The organism is Roseibium aquae (assembly GCF_008711285.1).
Taxonomy (GTDB): domain Bacteria; phylum Pseudomonadota; class Alphaproteobacteria; order Rhizobiales; family Stappiaceae; genus Roseibium; species Roseibium aquae.
On sequence record NZ_VXDC01000003.1, the window covers coordinates 153,459 to 175,784 of the forward strand.

General features: G+C 60.6%; 18 protein-coding genes and 1 tRNA gene. 10 read left to right on the plus strand and 9 right to left on the minus strand.

Annotation, left to right across the window (positions count from 1 at the left end; genetic code table 11):
• Positions 1 to 63: 63 nt before the first annotated feature.
• The 3 genes from F0184_RS06375 to F0184_RS06385 all read right to left on the minus strand — a co-directional run bounded on the left by F0184_RS06375 (position 64) and on the right by F0184_RS06385 (position 3,901).
• Positions 64 to 1,755 carry an NAD+ synthase gene (locus F0184_RS06375; RefSeq protein WP_150495330.1) on the minus strand — a complete coding sequence of 564 codons (1,692 nt, stop codon included), beginning with the start codon at positions 1,753 to 1,755 and terminating at the stop codon, positions 64 to 66.
• A gap of 57 nt (positions 1,756 to 1,812) precedes the next feature.
• The gene (locus F0184_RS06380; protein WP_150495331.1) at positions 1,813 to 2,352 is read right to left on the minus strand and encodes a response regulator; all 540 of its coding nucleotides are present in this window, start codon (positions 2,350 to 2,352) and stop codon (positions 1,813 to 1,815) included.
• Between the two features lie 166 nt (positions 2,353 to 2,518).
• Positions 2,519 to 3,901: a class II 3-deoxy-7-phosphoheptulonate synthase gene (locus tag F0184_RS06385; protein WP_150495332.1), complete on the minus strand. Its 1,383-nt coding sequence runs from the start codon at positions 3,899 to 3,901 to the stop codon at positions 2,519 to 2,521.
• A 327-nt stretch (positions 3,902 to 4,228) separates the two neighbouring features.
• On the opposite strand from F0184_RS06385, the gene F0184_RS06390 reads away from it, so the two are divergent.
• A complete protein-coding gene (locus F0184_RS06390; protein WP_150495333.1) occupies positions 4,229 to 4,966 on the plus strand; it encodes a VIT1/CCC1 transporter family protein in 738 nt (245 codons plus the stop codon).
• Positions 4,967 to 5,037: 71 nt separating this feature from the next.
• Here F0184_RS06390 and F0184_RS06395 read toward each other — a convergent pair whose 3' ends face one another.
• Positions 5,038 to 5,631, minus strand: a complete 594-nt coding sequence (locus F0184_RS06395) for a gamma-glutamylcyclotransferase family protein (protein WP_150495334.1) — start codon at positions 5,629 to 5,631, stop codon at positions 5,038 to 5,040.
• A 63-nt stretch (positions 5,632 to 5,694) separates the two neighbouring features.
• Between F0184_RS06395 and F0184_RS06400 the strand changes: the two genes are divergently transcribed.
• Entirely contained in the window at positions 5,695 to 6,885 is a 1,191-nt protein-coding gene (locus F0184_RS06400; protein WP_150495335.1) for an aminotransferase class V-fold PLP-dependent enzyme, read from the plus strand.
• A gap of 159 nt (positions 6,886 to 7,044) precedes the next feature.
• Positions 7,045 to 8,613 carry a diguanylate cyclase domain-containing protein gene (locus F0184_RS06405; RefSeq protein WP_172972008.1) on the plus strand — a complete coding sequence of 523 codons (1,569 nt, stop codon included), beginning with the start codon at positions 7,045 to 7,047 and terminating at the stop codon, positions 8,611 to 8,613.
• A gap of 9 nt (positions 8,614 to 8,622) precedes the next feature.
• Here F0184_RS06405 and gor read toward each other — a convergent pair whose 3' ends face one another.
• From gor to rpiA, 3 genes are all read right to left on the minus strand, one after another.
• Entirely contained in the window at positions 8,623 to 9,999 is a 1,377-nt protein-coding gene (gene gor, locus F0184_RS06410) for a glutathione-disulfide reductase (protein WP_150495337.1), read from the minus strand.
• 141 nt (positions 10,000 to 10,140) lie between these two features.
• Entirely contained in the window at positions 10,141 to 10,650 is a 510-nt protein-coding gene (locus F0184_RS06415) for a DUF2059 domain-containing protein (protein WP_150495338.1), read from the minus strand.
• Positions 10,651 to 10,736: 86 nt separating this feature from the next.
• Positions 10,737 to 11,426, minus strand: coding sequence for a ribose-5-phosphate isomerase RpiA (rpiA, locus tag F0184_RS06420; protein ID WP_150495339.1), 690 nt, complete (start codon positions 11,424 to 11,426; stop codon positions 10,737 to 10,739).
• A gap of 283 nt (positions 11,427 to 11,709) precedes the next feature.
• Between rpiA and F0184_RS06425 the strand changes: the two genes are divergently transcribed.
• From F0184_RS06425 to F0184_RS06440, 4 genes are all read left to right on the plus strand, one after another.
• Complete coding sequence (locus F0184_RS06425; RefSeq protein WP_244299036.1) at positions 11,710 to 13,491, plus strand: methyl-accepting chemotaxis protein; 1,782 nt, start codon at positions 11,710 to 11,712, stop codon at positions 13,489 to 13,491.
• Between the two features lie 69 nt (positions 13,492 to 13,560).
• Entirely contained in the window at positions 13,561 to 14,226 is a 666-nt protein-coding gene (locus F0184_RS06430; protein WP_150495341.1) for an HAD-IA family hydrolase, read from the plus strand.
• A gap of 100 nt (positions 14,227 to 14,326) precedes the next feature.
• Positions 14,327 to 14,401, plus strand: a tRNA-Val gene (locus F0184_RS06435).
• A gap of 189 nt (positions 14,402 to 14,590) precedes the next feature.
• Positions 14,591 to 16,480: a tetratricopeptide repeat protein gene (locus F0184_RS06440; RefSeq protein ID WP_172972010.1), complete on the plus strand. Its 1,890-nt coding sequence runs from the start codon at positions 14,591 to 14,593 to the stop codon at positions 16,478 to 16,480.
• A 218-nt stretch (positions 16,481 to 16,698) separates the two neighbouring features.
• Here F0184_RS06440 and F0184_RS06445 read toward each other — a convergent pair whose 3' ends face one another.
• Both F0184_RS06445 and F0184_RS06450 read right to left on the minus strand, forming a co-directional pair.
• Positions 16,699 to 17,634, minus strand: coding sequence for a class I SAM-dependent methyltransferase (locus F0184_RS06445; protein WP_150495343.1), 936 nt, complete (start codon positions 17,632 to 17,634; stop codon positions 16,699 to 16,701).
• A gap of 150 nt (positions 17,635 to 17,784) precedes the next feature.
• On the minus strand, positions 17,785 to 18,597 hold the full coding sequence (locus F0184_RS06450) for a ferredoxin--NADP reductase (RefSeq protein WP_150495344.1): 813 nt from the start codon (positions 18,595 to 18,597) through the stop codon (positions 17,785 to 17,787).
• 609 nt (positions 18,598 to 19,206) lie between these two features.
• Here F0184_RS06450 and F0184_RS06455 point away from each other — a divergent pair.
• From F0184_RS06455 to F0184_RS06465, 3 genes are all read left to right on the plus strand, one after another.
• Positions 19,207 to 20,241, plus strand: coding sequence for a GlxA family transcriptional regulator (locus F0184_RS06455; RefSeq protein ID WP_150495345.1), 1,035 nt, complete (start codon positions 19,207 to 19,209; stop codon positions 20,239 to 20,241).
• Between the two features lie 231 nt (positions 20,242 to 20,472).
• The gene (locus F0184_RS06460; RefSeq protein ID WP_150495346.1) at positions 20,473 to 21,693 is read left to right on the plus strand and encodes a winged helix-turn-helix domain-containing protein; all 1,221 of its coding nucleotides are present in this window, start codon (positions 20,473 to 20,475) and stop codon (positions 21,691 to 21,693) included.
• Positions 21,694 to 21,887: 194 nt separating this feature from the next.
• The gene (locus F0184_RS06465) at positions 21,888 to 22,091 is read left to right on the plus strand and encodes a YgaP-like transmembrane domain (protein ID WP_150495347.1); all 204 of its coding nucleotides are present in this window, start codon (positions 21,888 to 21,890) and stop codon (positions 22,089 to 22,091) included.
• Positions 22,092 to 22,326: the final 235 nt, after the last annotated feature.

A 22,326-nucleotide genomic window follows, 5' to 3' on the forward strand; every position in this document is an offset into this window, starting at 1 on the left:
GCGGTGCCAATCCACCAGGGAGAGCGCCCGCCCTCACGGCCTGAAAACGCCTCTCCCCCGATGTCAACTGCGGTCCCGGAAGCGATTGGTGATCGGATAGCGCCTGTCCTTGCCGAAATTCCGCGGTGTGACCTTGACGCCGGGGGGCGCCTGGCGGCGCTTGTACTCCGCGATGTAAAGGAGATGCTCGATCTTGTGGATGAGCTCGCGGCTATGTCCGCGCTGCTCGATTTCCGAGACCGAGAGTTCGTCTTCCACCAGACCGGTCAGAATATCGTCCAGAACATCATAGGGCGGCAGGCTGTCCTGGTCGGTCTGGTTTTCCCGTAACTCCGCCGTCGGCACCTTCGTGATGATGTTGGCGGGAATCACCTGCCCATTTGGCCCCAGAAGGCCTTTTGGCCGGTTCCGGTTCCGCCAGTCGGCCAGATGATAGACCTGTGTCTTGTAGAGGTCCTTGATCGGATTATAGCCGCCATTCATGTCGCCGTAGAGCGTCGCGTATCCGACCGACATTTCCGACTTGTTGCCCGTGGTCACGACCATGTGGCCGAACTTGTTCGAGATCGCCATCAGGATGACCCCGCGGGCGCGGGACTGCAGGTTCTCCTCCGTCGTGTCGACGGCAGCGCCATTGAACAGGGGACCGAGGACCCGGCCGAAAGCCTCCACCGGTTCGCCGATCGGCACCGTATCGTACCGGATGCCCAGCGCATCCGCGCAGTCGGCGGCATCCGTGATGCTCTCGTTCGAAGTATAGCGATAGGGCAACATGATCGCATGCACCTTATCGGGGCCGAGCGCATCGACCGCCATCGCCGCGCACACGGCGGAATCGATCCCGCCGGACAATCCCAGCACAACACCAGGAAATCCGTTCTTCGACACATAATCCCGCAATCCAAGAACGCAGGCCTGCCAGTTGGCCGTGTCGAGATCCGGCAGCTCCGCCCTGGGCCCGCTTTCACAGCACCAAACGCCTTCGCCGTCCCTCACCCAATCTGTGATGGCAAGGCCGGTGTCGAATTGTGGCATCTGAAACGCCAGCGTCCGATCCGCCTGCAATCCGAACGAGCCACCATCGAAGACAAGCTCGTCCTGACCGCCAAGCTGGTTGCAATAAATCAATGGCAGACCGGTTTCGACAACCCGGGCAACAACCACTTGCAGGCGTTCCTCGGCGCGATTTGCCCAGTATGGGGAGCCGTTCGGCACAAGCAGCAGTTCCGCGCCCGTTTCGGCGAGACACTCGCACACCTCGTCGTTCCAGATATCCTCGCAGATCGGAATACCCAGACGCACGCCGCGGAACCCGACCGGTCCCGGTAGCGGCCCGGCCGCGAAATTGCGCTTCTCGTCAAACACGCTGTAGTTCGGCAGGTCGGCTTTGTAGCGCACCGCCATGATCTGCCCGCCGTCGAGCAAAAGGGCGGCATTGTACAGGTTCCCATCTTCCAGCCAGGGCGCGCCGACGATGATGCCGGGTCCTCCGTCCGCGGTTTCCACGGCCAGCGCCTCAACAGCTTCCCGGCATCGGCGGACAAAAGCGGGTTTGAGAACGAGATCCTCGGGGGGATAACCGGAAAGGGTCAGTTCGGGATAGAGCACGAGATGCGCGGCCGACCGGGCCGCAGCCGCCCTCGCCTCTCGGATCTTCAGGCTGTTTCCCGCAATGTCGCCAACGGTTGGATTCAACTGAGCCACTGCAATCCGCATGCGGCCACTATCGGAAATCTGGGGCGCCGTGTTCGTCATGCTCACCATGTAGCCCGCAGGCTTCACGCTTGCAATCGGCTTGCCGTAGACAAGAGCCTATAGCAGCGCCAGCGACCGTTCGATTAGGTCCTGCTTGTCGTTTGGATCGGGCCACTGCGTCAGGTCGGTCACCTTGACCTTCGTTTTCGGGGGCGTCCGCTGTGTCTTCAAAAGACCCCGGGTTCGTCCATACAGCGACTGCCGGTACAAGACATTCGAGACCCGGTCGTAGAGCACCGCCGGGGCAACCGGCTTGGCGACGAACCCGTGAATGCCCAACTGGACAGCTTGGACGATGGTCGTCTTCTTCGGGCGCGCGCTGATGACCAGAACGGGCGTGGTGGCCACTGTCAGATCCGGGTCGCCGCGCAGCATGCGCACGAAGTCGCCACCGTCGAGCGGGGTCATGTGCCAATCGATCAGGACGACATCCGGGGTTCGCTCGACAACCGCATCCAGTCCCTCGGCGCCGTCGGACGCTTCGTGGATCTGCCGGACACCGAAACCGGACAGGACAGACCGCAAGATGCTGCGCATATGCGGATTGTCTTCGACCAGCAGGAAGGATGTCCGGGACAGATCCCATTTCGCAGTCATTAACGCCGAACCCCCAACTCACGCAGCGTTAGTCCGCGTTCAGATATGAGCGCGCATCGTTAAGGGAGTTTTACTGAAGAAGCTAAAATCGCTCGAAATCCGGAAAGAAATAAAAAAGGCGGCACAGGCCGCCTCTTCGTGATTTTTACATCATGGATACAATTACTTACCCATTCACGACCGCGAGTTGCTCCCGCCGCCCGTCACGTTCCTTCTTAAGGTTTTCAGCAACCAGAAACGCCAGTTCCAAGGCCTGGTCGGCATTCAGGCGCGGGTCGCAATGGGTATGGTAGCGATCTCCCAACTGCTCCGCCGTCAGAGCATGCGCCCCGCCGGTGCACTCCGTCACGTTCCGACCCGTCATCTCGACATGGATCCCGCCGGCATGGGTGCCCTCGGCCCGGTGAACCGCGAAGAAGGCCTCGACCTCCTTGAGAATCCGGTCGAAGGGCCGGGTCTTGTAGCCGTTGGCCGTGACCGTGTTGCCGTGCATCGGGTCGCAGGACCACACGACGGTCTTGCCTTCCCGCTCCACGGCCCGGATCAATTGCGGCAGGTGATCGAACACCTTGTCCGCCCCGAACCGGGCGATCAGGGTCAAGCGACCGGGCTCATTGTCCGGATTGAGGATATCGATCAGTTCGAGCAAGCCGTCCGGCGTCAGGGACGGCCCGCATTTCAGCCCGATCGGGTTCTTGATCCCTCGGAAATACTCAACATGCGCATGGTCGGGCTGGCGGGTCCGGTCGCCGATCCAGATCATGTGACCGGAGGTCGCGTACCAGTCGCCCGAGGTCGAATCCACGCGGGTCAGCGCCTGCTCGTAGCCAAGCAGCAGCGCCTCGTGGCTGGTGAAGAAGTCCGTCGAGCGCAGTTGGGGAACACGCGCGCTGTCCACGCCGCAGGCGCGCATGAAACTCAGCGACTCGGTGATCCGGTCCGCAAGCGCCTTGTAGCGATGGCCCTGAGGACTGTCGGAGATAAAGCCGAGCATCCATTGATGAACCTGCTCAAGATCGGCAAACCCGCCTTGCGCGAAGGCGCGCAGCAGGTTCAATGTCGCGGCCGATTGCCGGTAGGCCTTCGCCATGTTCGCAGGGTTCGGCACCCGGCTTTCCTCGTTGAAATCGATGCCGTTGATGATGTCGCCCCGATAACTGGGCAGTTCCACATCGCCCTTCTTCTCAACGCCAGACGACCGCGGCTTGGCGAATTGGCCGGCGATCCGGCCGACCTTCACGACCGGCTGGCTTGCGGCGTAGGTCAGGACCACCGCCATCTGCAGAAACACGCGGAAGAAATCACGGATGTGGTCGGGATGGTGTTCCGCGAAGCTTTCCGCGCAGTCTCCGCCCTGGAGCAAAAACCCGCGGCCCGCGGCAACGTTTGCCAGCTGGCGCTTCAGATCACGGGCCTCACCTGCGAACACCAGGGGCGGATAGGTCGACAAACGCTGTTCCACGTCGGTCACGGCCTGTTGATCTGGATATTCGGGCACCTGCAAGATCGGCTTGGATCTCCAGCTGTCCGGTGTCCACTTCTCCGCCATTTCTTTCACTCCTCGGTTTGGGGCCGGCTGCCCCAAATCCATCCTGCGGACCATCGCCCGCGACTGTTTCTTGCGAAAAACGTTCCCCATCCGATGGAAACGTGCGGCCTTATACACGGAAGAAACGATCAAGGCCACTTCCGAACGGCCCCTGTCGCTCAGGAAACGTTGAACTTATCTCACCAATCGCCGATGTGCGGCTATGGAACGCGATCCACCAGGCAACCCGGTTCCCGGTTTGCGGCATCTCAATGCATTATTCCGGCGCGTCGTCCAGACAAACCCAAGCCATCCAAGCTCATGCGTTCGTTGGAAAGCCAAAAAACCATGCCGCCAGCCGAGAACCCGCTCGAACACAGCCATACGCCCGAGGCGATCGCACGCCGCCTCGAGAATGGACCGTCCGTCAGCTACCTGCGCGATTGGGTCTATGGCGGTATTGACGGCGCTGTAACCACCTTTGCCATCGTGGCCGGCTCCATCGGCGCCAATCTCTCACCAGCCATCGTTCTTGTCCTTGGTGTTGCTAACCTTCTGGCGGACGGCTTTTCGATGGCGGCCGCCAACTATACCGGCACGAAGTCCGAGCTCGAGGACTTCCGGCGGCTTCACCGGATCGAGGAGAAACATGTCCGGGTCGATCCGGCCGGAGAACGGGAGGAAATCCGGCAGATTTTTCTGGCAAAGGGTATCGATGGCGCCGATCTGGACCACATTGTCCGCATCCTGACATCGCGCCCCGCCGTCTGGATCGACACCATGATGCGGGAAGAATACGGTCTGGCCGCGGCGGTCCGCTCCCCCATGCGCGCGGCCTTGGCCACGTTCGCCGCCTTCGTTCTATGCGGAAGCCTGCCTTTGCTGCCCTTTGTGCTGCAGCTGCCCGCCACGGGAACTGCGACCACCGTCCTGACCGGCTCGGCCTTCTTTCTTATCGGGTCGATCAAGGCCCGCTGGTCCACCCGGCATTGGTTTGCATCCGGAGTGGAAACAACGGCCATCGGACTGGCCGCGGCCGGCATCGCCTATTTCTGCGGTCATATCCTTCAGGGCCTGTTTGCCTGAAGCCCACTGGACGCGGTCCGGCTCCTCGCGCGAGCACGGATGGCCGGGTGCCCGGCACCCCCCCCCGCTTTCTACCTCTGCTGGAGATAGCGAACGCCATGCTCCGCCAGCACGTCATCTATGCCCTCCCGAAGCTCAGCAGTGAGCGTCACGGCCCGGGCATAGAGAGGGTTCTCCCGGTCGGGTAGCACGGGAACATGCCAGCCCTCGGTCGTTTCGAGAAAGCGCCGCACACCGTCCCACCCAAAGGTCCCGAAATATCCGGCCAGAACGCAATCGAGATAGCTTTGATAGATGGGGTGATCCGCGTCGCCCCAGCGGGCATAGCGGTCCTTCACCTGAAACAGGAAACTGTCTTCCGGTCCCGGTTCCCCCGTGCCATCGGCCCGGAAGGCGGCACCTATTCCCGGGATTGGGTCGTATTTGTGTTCCCTTTGCAAAAGGGCCGGCAATCGGTCGGCCGGTTGCCGGGCCAGGGCGCCTTCGATCTGCGCCCCGGCACGGCGGTGGACGGTCAGCACACACACACCACGTCCGGCGGACGATGTCCCGCAAACCCGCCAAGCGCGGACCCAGCCGGACAACCGGCCCGGCACCAATTCAACGTCTCTACCCAGGGTCGCGGCATTGACCAGCGATCCGTAGCCAAAAAATGTAATAGCCATGTGCTCACTTTTAAGGCAGCTTGTCGTCTTTCACTTCAGCAGACAGTTTTGAGACCTTTTTACATGACCATGAGTTTGCTTTCAAAACGGGATGTCGAGGCCTTGCGCGACGACACGCCCGGCGCAGGGAATCGCATTCACTTCAACAACGCCGGAACCGGCCTTGCGCTTGGGCCGGCGTTGGCGGCCGTTCAGGACCATCTCAATCTGGAGTCGCAAATCGGGGGTTACGAAGCCAGCGCGGCGCAAACCGACGCATACAAGGCATTCTATGCCAACATTGCCGCTCTGATCGGCGCTCAGCCGCACGAAATCGCCTTTGTCGAAAACGCGACCCGTGCCTGGGATATGGCCTTCTACGGCATCGACTTCAGACCGGGAGACCGGGTCATCACCGGACGATCCGAGTATGTCTCGAACTATATGGCCTTGCTCCATCAAAAAGCACAGGCTGGGATCGAAATTGACCTTATCGATGACGACGACGACGGACAGATTGATCTGAAAGCACTGGAAGCGGCCATCACGCCGAGAACGCGGCTGATCGCGCTCACCCATATTCCCACTTTCGGCGGCCTCATCAATCCGGCGGAAGAGGTTGGCGAAATCGCAGCAAGGCACAAGCTTCTCTTTTTGCTGGATGCCTGCCAGTCGGCCGGACACATTCCACTCGATGTGGGGACCATCGGCTGCCACATCCTGTCCGGAACCGGGCGCAAATATCTGCGCGGACCGCGCGGAACAGGATTTCTATATGTCAGCGCCGACGTTCTGGACCAGATCCACCCGCCATTTGTGGATCTGGCCTCAGCCGACTGGATTGACGCCAACACCTTTGCGCTAAAGCCGGACTCGACCCGTTTCGAAAACTGGGAACGGTTCGTGGCCGGGCAAATCGGGCTTGGTGTTGCAGCGGGCTACACCATTGGCATCGGGATTGAGCGGATCAGCCACCGGATCTGCGATCTGGCGGCGTCTTTGAGAACAGAGCTGGCAAGTTCGGGGAAGATCACACTCCATGACCGGGGACTTCGGAAAGGCGGCATCGTGACCTTTCAGGTCACGGGCGAGGCGCCGGCGCGGACAATGGCGCGTTTGACCGAGAAAGGCATCAACGTGTCTGTTTCCACCGCGGCATCGGCCCGGATTGATCTTCCGCTCCGTGGCCTTTCAAGCCTGGTCCGCGCGTCTGTCCACGCCTTCAACACCGAGCTGGAGGTTGAAGACTTTGTCAGAATCACCACCTCAAGATGAAAACGAAACCTCAGACCGTCAAAATGGTTTTCCGAATTACCCCGGAGTCTCCAATCCGGAATACTTGTTGTTAATTTGATCCCTGTATCTGTTCCTCGAGGGCAGCCGAATAAACCAGCCGTTTGAACGCTCGGCCGCTTGGAAACGGGGCGCGCGACGGTGAGGACGTACCAGACCAGGGCAACCGACAGGGTCGCGGCACTTGGCCGGCACCACATTTCGCGCCTGGCTTTTCTTCTTGCCGGTCTTCTGATCGCGGTGAGCGCGGCCTCGCTTCTGTTTGTCGGGTTTGTGGCGTCCGAAACCTCGGACCGGCAAACGGTTCAAAGCGAAAAACAACTCCTGCGGAATGTCCTTGCCCATCGGCTGGATCTTCTATCCCAGGAGCAACTCAGTCTCGCGCGATCCGATCACACAGTGGCCAGCCTCGTGCATTCATTCGATGTCCAATACGTGCGCCAGAGTGTCAGCGCTCAGTGGGCAAACTATGGCCACAACCGCACAGTCGTGATCACGGGCGACCGGATCATCCGGGCCGAATCCTTCGACGACTACACCCATCTGACATCCGCTCCACTGGAAAGCGGCACTGCGATAGAGGACCTCTTCCGGCAGGTTCAGACCCTTTACATGGCCAACCGGGTTCGGGTCCCAGGCGGGTTTGGCCACCGCAGCCTGCAATCCCTGGACACCGATGACTTCGCGGTGGCCGGTTATACCGTTCTTGACAACAGGGTCGCGATGATCAGCGCGGTCCCGGTGATGCCGGACGGACGAACGACCTTGCCCGACGGACCGGCCGCCGTCATCGTCTCGGCCATGTTTCTCGATGGCGGAATGCTGCGCGACTTGAATGGCGACCTCACAAGCGACAATGCGGTCGTGGCGGAACTGAACGGCGCCCTCGCCTATGAGGAATTGAAATTTGCGCGGAGCATGCCGGATCTCCCGACAACCCCGGCGCTCGAGATCCGGGGGCTGGATGGCACGCTGCTTGGCGCTTTCCAGTGGCAAAGCCGAACCCAAACCAGCTCGATCTGGCCAACGGTCGTCCCCGTCATCTTCGTACTCAGCGTCGCTCTCGCCATTCTGGCTTTCGGAATCGCCTGGCGGATCGGGCGGCTGAACGCTTCCTTGCAACTGAGCGAGGCCCAAAACCGGTATCTCGCCCTTCATGACAGCCTGTCGGGCCTTGCCAACCGCCTGCAGTTCAACCGGGCCCTTGAAACGGCGCTCAAGAGCGGTGCGGATACGCCCTTTACAATTCTCCAGTGCGACCTCGACAAGTTCAAGGCCGTGAACGACACCTACGGCCATGCGGCAGGGGACGAGGTGATCAAGGCCGTTGCCCAGCGGTTTACCGCGGCGATCGGAGAAAAAGGCCTCGTGGCGCGTCTGGGGGGCGACGAATTCGCCGTCCTGATCTATGCCAAACTGCCGAGGACAACACTGCGCGATCTTGCGGTTCTGATGATCCGCTCAATCAAGGAACCGATTGCTCTGGAGGGCGGCAATACGGCCCATATCGGTTTGAGCATCGGCATCGCCTCTTTCCCCGGCGACGGCAAAGATCCGGAGGCGCTGATGGCCGCGGCCGACCGCGCGCTTTATGCCTCCAAGGAGGCTGGACGCGGCCGAGCCGCTTTCGCAAGCGACACGGCAACAGCCGACGCCGGTTCCGCGGAACCGTCCAACACCACTTTCGGTATTGAAAGCGACGCCGCCTGACCGGGCGGGTCAGGCCCGTAAACGCTCTGTCGGCTCGCGCATCGTGACCAATTCTTCCGCCGCGGTCGGATGAACGGCGATGGTCCGGTCGAAGTCCGCTTTGGTTGCCCCCATTTGCAGCGTGATCCCCAGCACCTGGGCCAGTTCTCCGGCATCGGGGCCCAGAACATGGACACCGAGCACCTTGTCCGTATCGGCATCGACGATGAGCTTCATCAGCATTTTTTCATCGCGGCCAGACAAGGTGTGCTTCATGGGCCGGAAACTGGACGTGTAGATGTCGAGATTGGGGGTGCGCTCAAGGGCGGCTTCCTGCGTCAGTCCCACGGTGCCCAGTTCGGGCTGCGAAAATACTGCCGTTGCGATCAGGTCGTGATCGACGGTCCAAGGCTTGTTCCCGAAGACCGTGTCTGCAAAGGCATGGCCCTCGCGGATCGCGACCGGGGTTAGATTGGCGCGGTTGGTGACGTCTCCAACGGCATAGATGCTGTCCACGCTGCTTTTCGAGGTCGCGTCAACCTTGATCGCGCCAGTATCATCCAGTTGGACACCAGCCTTCTCCAGGCCCAGATCGGCTGTATAGGGGCGCCGGCCGATCGCGAACATGATCTGCCCCGCCTCAAGGGCTTCGCCGTTCCTGGTATGCCCGACGAGAGAGCCATCCGGTTTCTTCTCGATGGATGAGAACACATCCCCGCACAGGACACGAATGCCCTTTTTTTCCATTTCCTCGTGAACCGCCCTTCGCAGGTCCATATCGAAACCGCGCAGGATCTGGCTGCCGCGGTAGATCAATGTGGTGTCGACCCCCAGCCCATTGAAAATTCCGGCAAACTCGACGGCGATATAGCCGCCTCCGGCCACCACGATCCTGTCCGGCAAATCCGCCAGATGAAACGCTTCGTTGGACGTGATGACATGCTCGGCACCAGGCAGGTCCGGATCGACATTGGGCGCAGCCCCCACGGCGACAAGGATATACCGGGCGGTGACGGTCTGTCCTGTGGACCGCAAACGGACCGTATGCGCGTCTTCGATCACGGCCCGCGTGTCATGCATCTCCACGCCCGTTCTTTCCAGGTTGCGCCGGTAAACGCCTTCCAGGCGCGCGATCTCCTGGTCTTTGGCCCGGATCAGTTTTTCCCAGGAAAAACTCCGCTCGCCCACCGACCAGCCGAAACCTTCCGCATCCTCGAATTCCTCTGAGAATTTTGAGGCATAGACAAACAGCTTTTTCGGAACGCAGCCCCGGATCACGCAGGTGCCGCCGTAGCGGTATTCCTCGGCGATCCCGACTTTCGCGCCATGGGTCGCCGCGATCCGCGCGGCCCGCACCCCTCCCGATCCGCCGCCGATCACGAACAGGTCATAATCATAATCGCTCATCTTTGCCTCTTTCGATCCCGCGATGGCGGCACCGCCCGTGCGTGCGCACCCGGCAGCCCGTCAAGAACAAGGCCGCTCACAGCGGCCTTGGAAGCGATTTTGTCGTGCCGGACAGCTGCCGGCCAGGGTCACCGCCAATACCTACTGGGGTTGCGCCAGAGCGTCCAGGCGCTCGCGCACAAGGGCGACCATTTCCGTCGACATGGCATCCTGCCACTGACGGGCCGCGCCAACGGAAAGCGCCGTGATGGTCGGGCCATTTTCCGACAGCTTTTTGCCCAGCGGCGAGCGGTAGAACTCGGCCAGCTGCCGAAGCTCCTCTTCGGAGAACCGGCGCGCCCAGACTTCATAGACGATGCGGTTCAGTTCGGACCGGCGCTTGGCCATTTCGAGCGCCACTTCGTTGGTGACCATCTCGATCTCTTGGGTGCGGGCTGGATCGGACTGGATGAAAAGCGTGCGCGTCTGTTCCGCCATCAACGGCAAGATATTGTCGAAGGTGTCCAGGGCTTGCGCCTCTTGCACGACTGCGCGAGCCGCCTCGATGTGGCTTTCCGACAGCTCCTCCTGAGCCACCGCCGCACCGGCACTTGCCATCAGCATCGCAGCGCCGAGCAAATGGCCGAGTGGGAAGAGTGATTTCATCTTCATCTTAGGAACTCCATTGGGCTCCGGAGCTTAAGACCCAGAGCAATTCTCTCGCATTAATATCCAATTTCTGAAGCGCTTCCCATCAATCAGGCGCGCAGCATTCGGACATCCTCTTCACCGGCAACATAAGCGGTTTGGGCCAGGCCCAGAAACAAGCCATGGTCGACAACACCCGGTATCGCGACCAGAGAACGGGCCAGGGTTTCGGCCTCGTCGATCCGGCCGAGATGCGCGTCCAGGATGTAGTGACCGCCGTCGGTGACGAAGGGCTGTTCCACTCCACCACGAAGACGGAGGTCGGTTGGCAAACCCATTTCGGCAAGCACCCGCTCGATCGCCGTTCGCGTTGCCGCCAATCCAAAAGGGACAACCTCGATCGGCAGAGGGAAGGCCCCCAGAGCCGGCACGAGCTTGCTCTCATCAGCGATCACGATCATCCGCTCGGATGCCGCTGCAACGATTTTTTCCCGCAAAAGGGCACCACCCCCACCTTTGATCAGGGACAGCCCCGGCCCGATTTCATCTGCTCCGTCGACCGTCAGATCCAGGGTCCCCAACGCGTCAAGCGTCGATAGCCGCACACCGAGTTCCTCGCACAAAGCCCTGGTCCGTTCGGATGTGGGAACACCCACGATATCGAGGCCGCCGCGGACCCGCTCCGCCAGGCTCTTAACAAAACACTCCGCGGTGGACCCGGTCCCGATGCCCAGTTTCATTCCCGAAACAACATCTTGGGCGGCCCGGTCGGCGGCCTTTTGTTTTTGCGTGTCGCTCATTGCGCTCTCCCGCCGTGGGCGGCTGTGATTTCGCCGCTCAAGAAAAGGCGACCGGCGGGTCCTTAGCATGAGGCTCCGGCTTCGGTCCAGTGTGCGCCCGGATCGGATCGGCTTGAAGCGAGATTTTCCCGTTGGGTTTCCGGCGCTCTCCTGATGCAGCTCCGGTTCGGCGGTTCTGCGCGCCCTCCAGCGCCTCGGCCCCGACCGGCAAGGAATTAACGAACCGTTCAGTCCTTTGTGGTTAAAAAACATAGTTAAACATGACATGGAGGATGTCGTGGTAATGGTCCTGTTCAACAAGATGCGCTCGAATACGCGATTGGGCCCTGCTCATCAGGACGAGACCGATACGCACCACGGGCCGGACGCCGATCCGACGGATACCCCCGGACAGGCGGGAAAATCTGCGGATAGGGGTACACTGACCCTTGCGCTGGACATGATCGAGGACGATCTTCATGTCGCGGCCCGCAACCTCAACGGCATCGCATCCGACGTTCAGACCGCTATAACCGCCCAGTTCGAGGTTCTGGAGCAGATCAGGCAAGATGGGATGGATCTGGCGGCGCAAACCAACCTGGCGAGCCAAAACGCCACTGGTCTTGCCGAATCAATCGATGCCCTGACGACTTCGAGCGCGGAAATCGAAAGCCAGATGGACCGATCAAGCGCATTGTCGGACCAGGCGCTTGATGTCGCCGGCCACGCTAATCAGGAAGTCGAGGCGCTACGGAACGCGATCCTGAGCATCAGCGAGGTGGTCACGCTGATCTCGGATATCGCGAAACAAACGAACCTGCTGGCCTTGAATGCAACAATCGAAGCCGCGCGGGCCGGGGAAGCAGGAAAGGGATTTGCGGTCGTCGCCAGCGAGGTCAAGGCCCTGTCGGTGGAGACCCAGCGGGCGACCGATCAGATTGTCAGCAACATTGACCGACTTCAGCAATCCGCAGAGACCAGTATCGCATCGGTGAACCGGATCGTCGATGTGATCGGAGAGATACGGCCGAGTTTTGCCGCGGTTGAGGCGGCTGTCCAGACACAGATCTCGACAACGAACGAGATCGGAGACCGGGCGCGGGAAACCGCAAGTTTCGTGGATCAGGTTCGCGGCCGGGCCAACACCATAAACGACCGGGCCGTGAGCGCCGAACAACGCGGCCAGACCGCACAGAACGCGAGCGAGCGGCTCGGCCAGTCCGTGGAGGCCCTCCGGCACCGGTTCACCATGATGATCCGGCAAAGCGCGGTGGGCGATCGCCGCCAGCAAGACCGCCTGCCCGTGCGCCTGACCGGGACCATGGCAGTGGGCGGCAAGCCATGCGCCGTTGAAACGCGTGACATCTCCGAAGGGGGAACCCTGGTTCATGCGGAGGCCGCCGCCGGTGTGCGGCCCGGCCTTCTTGCCGACCTGAACCTGAACAAGTTGGGCACGGTCCGGGTGCGGGTGGTGGAACAGTCCGACGTGGGCCTCCACTGCGCCTTCGTTGATCCCGATCCCCGGTTCACCGAGGCGCTCGGCGACCTTCTCGCGGAAATCCACGGCCAGTTCGCTGTCTATGTCGAGCGCGCCCAGACCGGTGCCCAGGCGATTGCGGCGGCCATGACCGGCATGATCGAAAAGGGATCCATGAGCGTCGAGGCTCTTTTTGACACCGACTATGCGCCCATCCCGGGGACAAATCCGCAGCAGGTGACAACACGGTCGCTGTCCGTGCTGGAAAGCATCCTGCCGCCGATCCAGGAAGACATTCTCAAGACCGATCAGCGCATGGCCTTCTGCGCCGCTGTGGACAGGAATGGTTATCTCCCCGTCCACAATAGAATTTATTCACACCCGCAAAGATCCGACGATCCGGCCTGGAACACCGCCAACAGCCGCAACAAACGCATCTTCGATGATCGCGCGGGGTTGAGCGCCGGGCGCAACACTCGGCCCTTCCTGATCCAGAGCTATGCCCGCGACATGGGCAACGGCAAAACGGTCTGGATGACGGAAATCGACGCGCCCATCTATGTCAACGGCCGTCAATGGGGCGGGTTCCGGACAGCCTACAAACAGTAGTTGGTGCATCCTTGGCCGACCAAACAAGGCGCCGGCCGTTCCCTCGTCAATGCCGATCAGCAGGTCCAGATGTCCGTAGCCGTGTTCGATCTCGATGGAACGCTTGTCGCGTCGCTGGAAGATCTCGTCGCAAGCCTGAATGCCGTCCTGGAAAGTGAAGGCTGCGTACCGGTGGAGCCGTCGAGCATGCGCGGGCATGTCGGCTTCGGTGCACGGGTCCTGATCCAAAAAGGGCTTGAGGCAAATGGGAGGCCGTGGACCGCGCCCGACATCGAGGCGCGCCTTCCCCGGTTTCTGGACCACTACGAGCGGACCTTCACCACTCACACCCGTCCATTTGAAGGCGCGCTGGCCGCCCTTGACCGTCTCAGGAGCAATGGATGGCGCCTGGCGATTTGCACCAATAAATCGACCCGGCTCACCCTTCCCCTCCTGGAGGAGTTGGACCTGAGAGATCTTTTTGACGCTGTTGTTGCCGGAGACACCTTCGAAAACGCCAAACCACACGGCGAGCCGGTTCTGGGGGCGATCCAGCTGGCCGGGGGAACGGTGCAGGGCTCCGTCATGATCGGCGACACGCGGACCGACATCGACGCCGCGCGGGCCGCCGGCATCCCGGCTATCGCCGTGACCTTCGGCTACTCTCCGGTTCCTGTGGCGGAACTCGGCGCCGATGGGGTGATTGGACATTTCGATCAGCTGGACGCGGCCCTGTCCGGCCTCTCCAGCCCGTGATCTGCCGGTCGGCCCACCAGCCACAGACCACGGCCCCGCAAAAAGCGCTTGCCTCGTCAAAGGTCTTCGATTAGTTATCCGCCCACCGTTTTGGACTTCAGGGCGATTAGCTCAGCGGGAGAGCGTTCCGTTCACACCGGAAAGGTCACTGGTTCAATCCCAGTATCGCCCACCATTTCCGCAGCACCGTCTTCCATCGTCTGCCGCTCCGCCGATCTGCGCCCCGAAAAACGAGCGTCGGCATGATCGCTTGTGCAAACCCTTGTGCACAGCGCCGGGGCCTGCGGTCCAGTTGATGTCCCCATGCCGCCGCATTTGCTATCCTGAGGCCCGAATCTTGCGAGCAACTCAGGCAGCGCTGCCCATGTCCCTTTCCAGAACGGTCCAACGCCCCCAAAGCAATCCGCTGCGGGAGAAGATGCTCCAGGCGGTGGCCTATCAAAAGGCCGGCGAGCACGAAAAGGCGCAGCGCATCTACAAGTCGATCCTCAAGAAAGACCCGAAAAACGTGAACGCACTGCATCTGCTGGGTGTCACTTATCGTCAGATGGGCTTTCCAAAGCGTGCGATCGAGTACATCGAGAAGGCGATCAAGCTTTCCCCCAAGCCGGAAGCCTCATTCCTGGCCAATCTGGCCCGCGCCATGTCGGATATCCCGGACTACTCGCTGACCGAGATCCTGGATACGACCGAAAAGGCGCTCGCGCTCAATCCGAAATTGCTGGAGGCCCTGAACCTGAAAGGCGTTGCCCTTGCTCGGGACGGCCGAGAGGAAGAAGCCGAGGAACAATTCCAAAGACTGATCGTCGAATACCCCACCTATGTGGACAGCTACCGGAACTACGCTGTCATGTTGCGGGACCGGGAAGAGCATGAACATGCGCTCAAGCTGCTCAAGACTGCGATTCTTCTCGATCCGGACAATCCGGAAAACTATGCGGATCGGGCCCGCTGCCGTCTGGCCCTCAAAGAGTATGATCAACTGGAGATCGATCTGTCCGAAGCGCTCGAGCGGTTTCCCGGGAATGGCGATATCCAGCACGAGGTCGCGCGGTACATGTTCATGGCGGGCCGCCATTACGAAGGCCTCCCCTATGCCCAGCGGGCGGCCCAGGACAATCCCAACAACGAGCACCGCCAAGTCACACTCGGGGTTATCCTGCACGGCCTGGGCCGTCCCCACGACGCCCTGGAGGCCTTCGGGCAAGCCAAGAGGATTTCGGGAGACAAGCCAAGCGCGGCGGACTGGAACATTTCCCTGGCCTTCCTCGCAACCGGCGATCTGGAAAAGGGTTGGGACCTCCATCCGGCACGGTTTCTGGGCAAGGGAGTGCCGGGCGTCATCAGGCGGCAGTTCGAGCAGCCCGTCTGGCGCGGCGAGGACATTTCGGACAAGACCATTCTCGTTTGGACCGATCAGGGCCTCGGCGACACCTTGATGTCAGGACTGATGATGCCGGATCTCATCAAACGTGCCGGTCACGTCATCTTCGAGGGCCCCACCAAGGCGATCCCGCTTTTTGAGCGCGCCTTCCCCAGCGTGACGAGCCGCTCTCCCCTTGTCGGCGAAGCCCCCGACTATTGGCCGACGGTCTCGGATTTCGACTATCACATCTGCATCTCGGATCTGGGCCGGTTTTTCCGGCGCAGCTTGCAAGCCTTCGACGAGGCCGATCAGTCCGTTTACCGGGTGAACATGGAACTGGCGCGGACCTTTCACGAACGGCTCGGCGAGCGCACAAAAGGCCCGATCGTCGGCGTGTGCTGGCGGTCCCAGAACCTCGATATCTCCCGCGTCCGGTCGTACCTGTCGGCCCCCGAGATCAGCCCCATCCTGGAATTCGAGGGCGTGACCTACATCAATCTTCAGTACAAATATGTCGAGAAGGAAATTGCCTTCCTGCAGAACAAGACCAAAGGCAATTTCATCAATTTCGAGGAAATAGATCTGTTCAATGATCTGGACAGTGCCTTGGCGCTCTCGGCCATCTGCGATGTCGCCATCGGCCCCGCAACAGCGTCCGCCGTGCTGCCGGCACTTGCCGATGTTCCCGTTCTCAGTTTCGGCGGTCCCCCGCGGATGCCGCTGAAAGATGGTAGATACAAGCGATATATTCGAAAGACCGCCCATTTTACACTCGAGCTAGACCAACCGACAAAAGCGATTGTCCCGACGGTGAAAAATGAACTCGGCCAGTATCTTGCGGGGTTTTCACCGGCAGCCCGGCTGAGACGTCTCGGATTGCAAGGCTAGAGTATCTGTCATTTTGATCGAAACGCCCAAATGTGCAAGGCAATTCAAGGGAAGGTCGCCTCTGGGTATACAACCGGTTCTGGCTCGACATCCGCTGATCCAGGGCCATGTGCCGAACGGTCTGCTCAAACGGCGGCAGGTGCCGAGCTGAAACAAGCGGGTCGTTGTTCGGGCACAAAGAGCGTTTGATATGACCCCAATCTCCGCTTTCCTGATCGTCAACCGGGCATGGCTCCGGTGTCGTCCTCCAGAGCCGTCGCCAAAATGGCGACATGCGGCTTGAGAACAGGGATCGACTTGAGAACCGGGAAGACGAGGCCGCAATCGGGCGACCTCAAAAAGCCGGCGTCCTCCATGAGCGGAAAATCCGTGCCAGGCACGCAAAAGCGGCCATGGCATGTCGCCGCGGCCGAAAGTCCATCGGCCGGTGGCTCGATCACATAGCAAACGGTGGGATTAAGGGGACTGGCGATCGCAGACAGCGGCTGGACGTCGATCACGGCCCCTCCAAGCGCCGCGGCAGTTTCCTCAAGGCGCTTGATGTATCCGAGCCTGTCCATGCGTGCCCGCCCCTCGGCCGTGTTGAGTTCGTAGCTCGGTTCGAACAGGATGAGTTTTTGCCTGCAAACCCGGAACAACTCCCGCAACAAGACCGGGAGTGCCGATCCATTCGGCTCCAGCGCATGGGTTGTCATGACAAAATCAACCGATTTCGACGCCAGAGGGATATGGGCCATGTCCGCAACGAAAGGGGTGAGTCTCGGTTGCCTGTTGGGCACGGTCGAGTTCCAATAATCGCGCCCCTTGTAAATGCGCGACCAGCTCAAGTCGCATGCCAGGAGTTCGGAAACGGTCAAACCAGCTTCCCGGAACACAAGGCTCAACATCGTCAATTCGCCGGACCCGACATCCAGCAAAACGCAATCCTCGGTAATGTGCGCTTGAAGGTGGGTTCTGACTTCCCGTCCGATATCCAGAAAACGCGGAAGATCCGACTCAAGAAGGTCGATATAGCTGCCCGCTTGCAGATCATACGCGATTTCGATGATCTCGCTGGTATTCGCCGTGATGTTCGCTTCCCGCTTGAGGACGGCCATAACGTTCTGGCCGGCCCTGTAGGCCTCCCGTGCCCTGCCAATATCGACCCAATCCATGAGGCGCCCCACACCATTCCGTTTGATCGACACTACACCGCCGGCCTGCGCCAAGGCTATCCTCTGGTCGACATTCGCACCGCTTGGCCAACAGGATTGAGGCCCGCGTGTGCGGGCCTCAAAACGCTTCAAAATGCAACCGCGCGCCGCCTATCCCACAAAGGCGCGTTCGACCACGAATTCGGCGGGCTTGTTGTTCGCCCCTTCGCTCAGGCCCGCGCGCTCGAGGAGTGCCTTTGTGTCGCGCAGCATGTCCATGGAGCCACAAATCATGCCGCGATCGACAGCCGGATCGAGCGGGGGAACGCCCAGATCCTGAAACAGCTTGCCGGTCTCGATCAATGTCGTGATCCGGCCCTGGCGAGGGAAATCCTCGCGCGTGACGGATGTGTAATGAACAAGCTTTTCTCGCGCGAACTCACCGATCAGGGGATCATTTCGGGTTTCAGCGACAAGATCCTCGCCATACTTGAGTTCCGCGACTTCACGGCACGTGTGGGTGAGAATGACCTGATCGAATTTCTCATATGTGTCCGGGTCGCGGATCAGGCTGGCAAAGGGCGCAATTCCAGTGCCGGTCGAAAACATGTAGACCCGTTTTCCGGGAATGAGCGCATCATTGACCAAGGTGCCGGTCGGCTTCTTCTTCATCAAGACAGCATCGCCCGGCTTGATTGTCTGGAGATGGGATGTGAGCGGTCCATCGGGGACCTTGATGGAGAAAAACTCCAATTCCTCATCCCAGGACGGGCTCGCGATCGAGTAGGCGCGGTACAAGGGCTTGCCATCGATCATCAAACCGATCATCACGAATTCGCCGGAGCGGAACCGGAAACTGGCCGGCCGGGTCATTCGGAACTTGAACAGGCGCTCGGTGTAGTGCCGGACGGACTTCACTTCCTCAACGAAGACCCCGGCAGGTGCAGTTGCCTGCACGTCCTCTGGCTTGGTGATCACATTCATCAAACGGCGCTTTCCAGTGACATATCTCGGTGCTTAGTGGTGACCGAATACAATTGAGCGGTCCTTGATCTGAAGCAATAGAAAACCAGCTGACGGGCTTTTTGCGGAAAATCATCCCGGACACGCTTCAAACTTCGCATATCCGGTCACATGGCAGGCCGTGTCGGATTTGGCAAGGTTCAAGGACGCCGCCCCCAAAGCGCCGGACGAGCCGGCACGCCCTTGGAGCCCATCGGCGCGACCCAGATCAGCGAGCGTTGTATCGGCACCCGTTTCAAGACAGCCCTCTCGCGAGTTGAATTTCAACCGTCTGCTCCTCGCAATCGGCAGGCCTCCACACTCGGGCAAGCAAGATCAGGCTTTCATTTTACATAACTACCCCGCCGAAACCTGCCAGGGTCACTGTTAAGGGCGCCTCCGCGCCGAACCGCCTGCAAGGCCAAAGACATACCGGTTCCCGAGCACCGCGGGAAGGCTGTGCAGCGCAAAAATGACAAATTGACAAATACACAGCGCCGCACTCAATTCTATTTGACTCGCCTTTCAAAAAACATGATTTTCCTTATATATAACGATAAACTTCCGGATATCGGCGAAGGGCCAAAGTAAATGTCCAGAGAAACAGAAGAGGAATTCGGCCAGACGATAGCATTGATCGTGATAGACCGGTTTTCCTTGATCGCATTCTCGTCCGTCGTGGAACCGATGCGGCTGGCAAATCGAATGATTGGCCGGGAATTTTACCGCTGGACAACCTTTTCCATGGACGGGAAACCCGTCATGGCGAGCAATGGCATTGAGATCAACGTCCAGAAATCAGTCAAAGAACTGCACGATGCCGATGTTACACTTTTGTGCACCGGCCTGGATGTGGAGCGCCTGCCTGTCGAGGCCGAGCTTGGGCACAAGCTGCGCCGGCTGAATGCCATGGGCCGGACATTCGGCGCGATCTGCACCGGCGCCTACCTTCTGGCCCGCTACAACCTCCTCGATGGAAGGCGCTGCACCATTCACTGGGAAAACCTGCGCTCCCTGCGCGAAGAGTTCCCCAATGTCGACGTGACCTCGGAAATCTTCGCCATCGACCGGAACTGCATCACCTGCGCCGGCGGCATGGCATCGCTGGACATGATGCTGCGGCTGATCGCGATCCAGCACGGGGCCTATCTGGCCCATGAGGTTGCGGAGGTGGCCCTTTATCAGAACATGCGGTCCGGAGAATCCGCCCAGCGCCATGACATTGAAGCGCGCACGGGGATTTCAAACACCAAGATCCTGGATGCGATCCGGATCATGGATCTGCACATTGAGGACCCCCTCAGCTGCCAGCAACTGGCGATGACCGTCAGTTTGTCACCGCGCCAGTTGGAGCGTTTGTTCCGGCGGCATTTCAACTGCACCCCCGGGCAGTATTATCTTCGGCTCCGGCTCGAGACCGCCCGCGATCTGTTGCGCCGGACTAGCCGCCCGGTGCTGGATGTGGCGCTCGCCTGCGGGTTCGCCTCCACCTCCCACTTCACCAAATGCTACCGGGAACGGTTCTTGTGCACCCCAACGGAAGAACGCCAGTCGTATCAATGGGCGAACCGCCAGGGGCGGACCGGACAAACCCAGGAAAACGCGGTCCGGATCGTGGTGAAATAACCCCGCTGGCGGACCTCGGCGGTCCCAACGCCAAGATCGCGCCCGGCCCGCCCGCGCTCCAACAGTGGTGATCAGCCGGGCACCGTTCACCACAGCGTGACCGCGGGTCGGAAAGGCGGAGGCCTTCCGCCGCGAATTTTCTGGCGGGTTCACGAGATACGCCTGGTGCTTCGCGGGCCTTTTGCTGGAAACGGGTTGCGCGCCAAAGCGGACATGCGGCTAAATCGGCCTATGACCTCAACCACCCTGCCCCAGATCACCAACACCCGGGCCCGCCATCTTTTTCTCCACCGCCATGGCCTGTCCGCCTCTCTTGCCGGTACCGGCAAGAGGGAGGATCTCATGTCGGTGATCAATCAGCTCGGTTTTGTTCAAGTCGACAGCATCAATACCGTCGCGCGGGCCCATCACATGATCCTGTTCGCCCGCCGTCCCGCCTACAGGGAAAAGGCGTTGAAACGGCTTCTGGAACGCGATCGCAGCGTGTTCGAACATTGGACACACGACGCATCGATCATCCCGACCGCGTTTTATGGCCATTGGCGGCTGAAATTCGCGCGCGACCGCGAACGGCTCGGCGAACGCTGGCAAAAGTGGAGGCGCGACGGCTTTCACGACAAGTTCGACGAGGTTCTGAAAAAGATCGCCGATCACGGGCCGGTTACCTCGAGCGACGTGGGGGAGAACGAGGATCGCAAGAGCGGTGGCTGGTGGGACTGGCATCCATCCAAAACCGCCCTGGAATATCTGTGGCGCGCCGGCGAACTCTCCGTGTGCCGCCGGTCCGGCTTCCAAAAGGTCTATGATCTGACCGAGCGGGTGATCCCGGCAAAGTACCGCGCGTCTGTTCCGGAGCCGGAAGAGACGATTGACTGGGCGGCAGGGGCCGCCCTCGATCGGCTGGGATTCGCGACATCCGGCGAGATTGCCGCATTCTTCGATCTGATTACGCCGGGCGAAGCCAAGACCTGGTGTGAGCGAGCACAAGCGGCCGGCGAGGTCGTCGAAGCGGAGATTAGCTGCGGGCATGGCCACAAGCCAAGGCGGGTCTTTCTGCGCCCCGAAACCCTGGACGGGCTGGCACACCTGCCCGAGCCTCCCGGCCGGGTGCGCATCCTGTCACCCTTCGACCCTGTCTTGCGCGACCGCAAGCGCGCCGAGCGCCTGTTCGGTTTCCACTACCGGATCGAGGTCTTTGTGCCCGAAGCCCAGCGGCAATACGGGTACTACGTCTTTCCCGTTCTGGAGGGGGACCGGCTGGCCGGCCGGATCGACATGAAAGCGGTCCGGGCCGAGGACCGGTTGCATGTGCGCGCCTTCTGGCCGGAACCGGGGGTCCGGCCAACCCGGACCCGGCTTTCGAAACTGGAGGCCGAACTCCACCGCATGGCCAGGTTCGCAGGATGCGGGACCCTGACCTTCGACCCGGACTGGCTGCGGTCCCCGATCTGAGATCCCGCCCCACACGCGACAAGCCTCCCCCTCCCCGACCCCATGGGCGCATCGCTCTTCCGGTCGATCAACTGCCGGATCCGGCGGGTAAGCGGTTTCCCGAAGGACGGCTTGCCGCATGATCGGGACTCGCTTTTCCCCGTGGCATGGCGCATAGTTTCAAACATTCGAAATTTAACTTCCAGGAGGTTCTTATGACCGTTGAACGCGCTATTCTTTTCGTGGTGGGTCTTCTTGTGCTCGCCTCCGTCCTCCTTGCCGTTTATGTCAATATCAATTGGCTCTGGCTCACCGGCATTCTTGGCGCGCATCTCATGCAAGCGTCATTCACCGGCCTGTGCCCCGTTGTGATGGTGCTGAAGAAAATCGGGCTGCCGCAAAAAGCCGGTTTTGCCTGATGTAATCGCGTGCCCAACGGCAAGTTGTCACGCTGGCCAACGGCACGTTGTCACGCTGGCTGAAGCGGTGTTGATCCGCCGGGCAAAATCTTCCGGGGAAAGCGCCTGCCGTTTTCCCCGATAGCTCCAGCTGTAAGCCTGTGCTGTTTCGTGCCCGTTGCGTGCAAAGCACACTCGCCTTCCTTCGTGAAAAGGCATATCCCTGCCAGTCCGGCCGACGGCAGACCATCACGAG

Bases quoted from the DNA above. Each gene is read 5' to 3' on its own strand.
- rpiA (WP_150495339.1), bottom strand. From the start codon at position 11,426: ATGAGCGACACGCAAAAACAAAAGGCCGCCGACCGGGCCGCCCAAGAT.
- F0184_RS06425 (WP_244299036.1), top strand. From the start codon at position 11,710: ATGGTCCTGTTCAACAAGATGCGCTCGAATACGCGATTGGGCCCTGCT.
- F0184_RS06440 (WP_172972010.1), top strand. From the start codon at position 14,591: ATGTCCCTTTCCAGAACGGTCCAACGCCCCCAAAGCAATCCGCTGCGG.
- F0184_RS06445 (WP_150495343.1), bottom strand. From the start codon at position 17,634: ATGGATTGGGTCGATATTGGCAGGGCACGGGAGGCCTACAGGGCCGGC.
- F0184_RS06385 (WP_150495332.1), bottom strand. From the start codon at position 3,901: ATGGCGGAGAAGTGGACACCGGACAGCTGGAGATCCAAGCCGATCTTG.
- F0184_RS06465 (WP_150495347.1), top strand. From the start codon at position 21,888: ATGACCGTTGAACGCGCTATTCTTTTCGTGGTGGGTCTTCTTGTGCTC.
- F0184_RS06455 (WP_150495345.1), top strand. From the start codon at position 19,207: ATGTCCAGAGAAACAGAAGAGGAATTCGGCCAGACGATAGCATTGATC.
- F0184_RS06400 (WP_150495335.1), top strand. From the start codon at position 5,695: ATGACCATGAGTTTGCTTTCAAAACGGGATGTCGAGGCCTTGCGCGAC.
- F0184_RS06460 (WP_150495346.1), top strand. From the start codon at position 20,473: ATGACCTCAACCACCCTGCCCCAGATCACCAACACCCGGGCCCGCCAT.
- F0184_RS06430 (WP_150495341.1), top strand. From the start codon at position 13,561: ATGTCCGTAGCCGTGTTCGATCTCGATGGAACGCTTGTCGCGTCGCTG.
- F0184_RS06390 (WP_150495333.1), top strand. From the start codon at position 4,229: ATGCCGCCAGCCGAGAACCCGCTCGAACACAGCCATACGCCCGAGGCG.
- gor (WP_150495337.1), bottom strand. From the start codon at position 9,999: ATGAGCGATTATGATTATGACCTGTTCGTGATCGGCGGCGGATCGGGA.
- F0184_RS06415 (WP_150495338.1), bottom strand. From the start codon at position 10,650: ATGAAGATGAAATCACTCTTCCCACTCGGCCATTTGCTCGGCGCTGCG.
- F0184_RS06395 (WP_150495334.1), bottom strand. From the start codon at position 5,631: ATGGCTATTACATTTTTTGGCTACGGATCGCTGGTCAATGCCGCGACC.
- F0184_RS06380 (WP_150495331.1), bottom strand. From the start codon at position 2,352: ATGACTGCGAAATGGGATCTGTCCCGGACATCCTTCCTGCTGGTCGAA.
- F0184_RS06375 (WP_150495330.1), bottom strand. From the start codon at position 1,755: ATGACGAACACGGCGCCCCAGATTTCCGATAGTGGCCGCATGCGGATT.
- F0184_RS06450 (WP_150495344.1), bottom strand. From the start codon at position 18,597: ATGAATGTGATCACCAAGCCAGAGGACGTGCAGGCAACTGCACCTGCC.